This is a genomic window from Colwellia sp. C2M11, assembly GCF_018860915.1.
Taxonomy (GTDB): domain Bacteria; phylum Pseudomonadota; class Gammaproteobacteria; order Enterobacterales; family Alteromonadaceae; genus Colwellia.
Window position 1 is genome coordinate 1 of record NZ_JAHKQD010000025.1, and the last position, 2,929, is coordinate 2,929.

Sequence of the window (2,929 nt, forward strand, 5' to 3'; positions counted from 1 at the left end):
TATTCTACAAGCTCGTTAGCTGCCAGTTGTAGTCTGGCATTTTTGTCAAATAAAGGAATATAAATGTTAGAAGCAAAAGTTAAATTTTTTGATATTAAAAAGTGCGGCTACTTTTTACGAGGTAATTCACAACCGACATTAAGCTCAATGGATGACACGTTAATGCAACTTAACGCTTGGGCAAAAGATGGGCGTGAATTTGTAAATACTACCTGTTATGAAGCAGATCCTGATAATGATTTACGAAATACATACTTTTGTGATTTACAGACAAATGATCTCAATGGCGATAGCTTATTAATCTTATGGAATGAAGTCGCAAACGATAATGGCATCGTTTATGGTATGTCTCCTATGGAAAGACCTGGTCAAACAGATATGCTCACGACTGGGTTTGGTAGTACCCCAGCAATTCCCGGATTTCCAAGTTACTTTTGGTTCATCCCTAGCCAAAACGTTTTTGCTACGGTTAGATTTACACATTCAATGCAAGGTAAAAGTAATTTAGATCATTACCTCAATGGTTTTTTGGCAAACAAATCAAGTTATCGTGTAGAAAATAATGAGGGTACTGTTATTGGTTATTCTGCTGATGGGCAGCCAAATAACAACTCTAGTCGTTTACATTCAAAATTCTATGCTGTAGGGAGAAAGCAGGAAGAGCTAGAAGCAGAATTATTAACTAACTTACACAAAATCAGAAGAATAATTAGAAGAGAAACATTATCTTATACTGTTGAAGATGACCGACGAACTTTAGAAAGAGTTTTTTCGGGTTTACTCGGGAATACGCCTACTTTTCAGCAGGCTCGCTCAATTACCCATGAATTACAGTTTGAGCCTAACGAACAACAATTAAGACAAATTTTGTCGAACTTTTCAGAGTTAAATACAAATAGCTCAATTAGGAATGCTGGGTTTATTTACAATGATGGGAAAAGAATAATGTTAAATGGGGCAAGTGTCTCATTTTCAGCAGAAATTAATGTCAACCGTGAAGAAAACCAAATAATTTCACCTCGAAGGCTATTGCAAGCCTTAACACAACAAAGAAGCGATTTATTAAGGCCTCTTGAGCAAAGTGTTTTTGAAGTTGAAGAGGCGGTATCCTAATGATTAAGTACTTAATTCTGGCTATTATCACTGGAATAGTTACTTATTTTCTTAGAGAAACTGTCGTTGAACTAAACTACGGAGCATATAAAGATACGTTAGGTGCTTTACTGAACATATCTTCAATAATTTTTGCAATTATTGGTGCATGGATTGCCATAATCTATCCTAGAGCTATTGGTCGCGTTTTTAAAGATTCGAAAATACCAAGTACCACGATTAAAGAAGCTGATACTGATGCTAACTACCTTAGCGAATTAGTTGAAATCGTGATGGTGTCTGCAATTGTATTAATGGTCGTTTTATCAATTCAATTTGTGGTTCCTATTGCTAAAGTATTTTTGAATGGTGAATGGAAAAACTATGCAAAATTTCTTTCTTTTTTTGTGATTAGTATGCTCACACTTTCGCAGTTGTATGCAGTTTTTAGGGTGATACTGGCAAACTATTTCTTTCTAAACGAATTAAGGTCAAAAAATACAGACGGTAAAATTGATAGCTTACATAAGTAAACGAGATTTCAATTAGCTATAACAATATAAGAGACACTCATTCACAATTGAAAAATCAAAACCTCTTTACTATGGTTAAATAATCACCATGGAAGGAGGTTTTTTATTATGGCTACCGCACGTAAGAAACAAATCAGTTTAGCAGATACCCCTTATTACCACTGTATTTCCCGCTGTGTACGCCGCGCATTTTTATGTGGCGAAGATAGATACACAGGCCAAAGTTATGAACATCGTCGTGCTTGGGTTGAGCAAAAGTTATTAGCGTTAACTCAAGTATTTGCTATTGATGTTTGTGCTTATGCCATCATGAACAACCACTACCATGCAGTATTGTTTGTTGATGAAGCTAAAGCTAAAAGCTGGTCAACAAAAGAAGTTCTTGAGCGTTGGCATCAACTTTATAAAGGCACTTTACTTACTCAGCAATATTGTCGCGGTGATAAGCTTGAAGGTGCATTATTATCAGTAGTTGAAGCAAGTGCAGAAGTGTATCGAAAACGCTTAATGAAAATCAGTTGGTTTATTGGTAACTTAAACGAAAAAATCGCCAGAGAAGCTAACGCTGAAGATAACTGCACTGGCAGATTTTGGGAAGGCCGTTATAAATCTCAAGCGTTATTAGATGAAGCGGCACTCGCGGCTTGTATGGCTTATGTTGATTTAAACCCTATTCGTGCCAATATCGCTAAAACACCAGAGCAATCAGATTTCACCAGTGCCCAACAGCGTATTAAAGCCGCAATACACAACAAGCAACCTGCAAAGCTTTTACCTTTTGTGAGTAATCCAAGAAATAATATGCCAACGGGTTTACCGTTTGAATTATTAGATTACTTACAGTTGGTTGAATTAACCGGTAAATGTATCAGGGAAGATAAACCCGGATATATCGAGCAAAACCTACCGAATATCTTAACTCGTTTAGGTATTAGTGCTGAAAACTGGCTGGTGTTAACTAAACAATTCACCAAACAGTTTCATGGCGCTGTGGGGCACGAGCAAGTATTAAGTGACTTTTACGGGCACCAACAAGCTAAACGCCGAAGTAATATCAGCTGTTGCCAGAAACTACTCGCTTAACCTTAAGCAAAGCTAAAAATACTACCGTGTCAGCTTCTGCTGAGCTTAGTCATGTCTGCAATATAATAAAACACTTAAAAAGTTACCTAAAAACAATAATTATCAAGCTTTTGGCCGCTAAAAACTAAACAGGTGTTATTGATACAATGTTCTTTACGGTATATTGTTTAGCTTACATTTTAGATGAGTGTCATCTTTATTTTGTTTCTAAACCGTTGAGG

The 2,929-nt window shown here is 36.4% G+C and carries 3 protein-coding genes; all 3 read left to right on the forward strand.

Features of this window, described 5'->3' with window-relative positions:
* Positions 1-63 precede the first annotated feature (63 nt).
* The 3 genes from KO509_RS07725 to KO509_RS07735 all read left to right on the forward strand — a co-directional run bounded on the left by KO509_RS07725 (position 64) and on the right by KO509_RS07735 (position 2,708).
* Entirely contained in the window at positions 64-1,113 is a 1,050-nt protein-coding gene (locus KO509_RS07725) for a hypothetical protein (protein ID WP_215972709.1), read from the forward strand.
* A complete protein-coding gene (locus KO509_RS07730; RefSeq protein WP_215972710.1) occupies positions 1,113-1,625 on the forward strand; it encodes a hypothetical protein in 513 nt (170 codons plus the stop codon). The genes KO509_RS07725 and KO509_RS07730 overlap by 1 nt, the downstream gene beginning before the upstream one ends.
* Positions 1,626-1,733: 108 nt before the next feature.
* Positions 1,734-2,708: a transposase gene (locus KO509_RS07735; protein WP_215972711.1), complete on the forward strand. Its 975-nt coding sequence runs from the start codon at positions 1,734-1,736 to the stop codon at positions 2,706-2,708.
* Positions 2,709-2,929: the final 221 nt, after the last annotated feature.

Coding starts and splice junctions, on each gene's coding strand:
- KO509_RS07725 (WP_215972709.1), top strand. CDS start 64: ATGTTAGAAGCAAAAGTTAAATTTTTTGATATTAAAAAGTGCGGCTAC.
- KO509_RS07730 (WP_215972710.1), top strand. CDS start 1,113: ATGATTAAGTACTTAATTCTGGCTATTATCACTGGAATAGTTACTTAT.
- KO509_RS07735 (WP_215972711.1), top strand. CDS start 1,734: ATGGCTACCGCACGTAAGAAACAAATCAGTTTAGCAGATACCCCTTAT.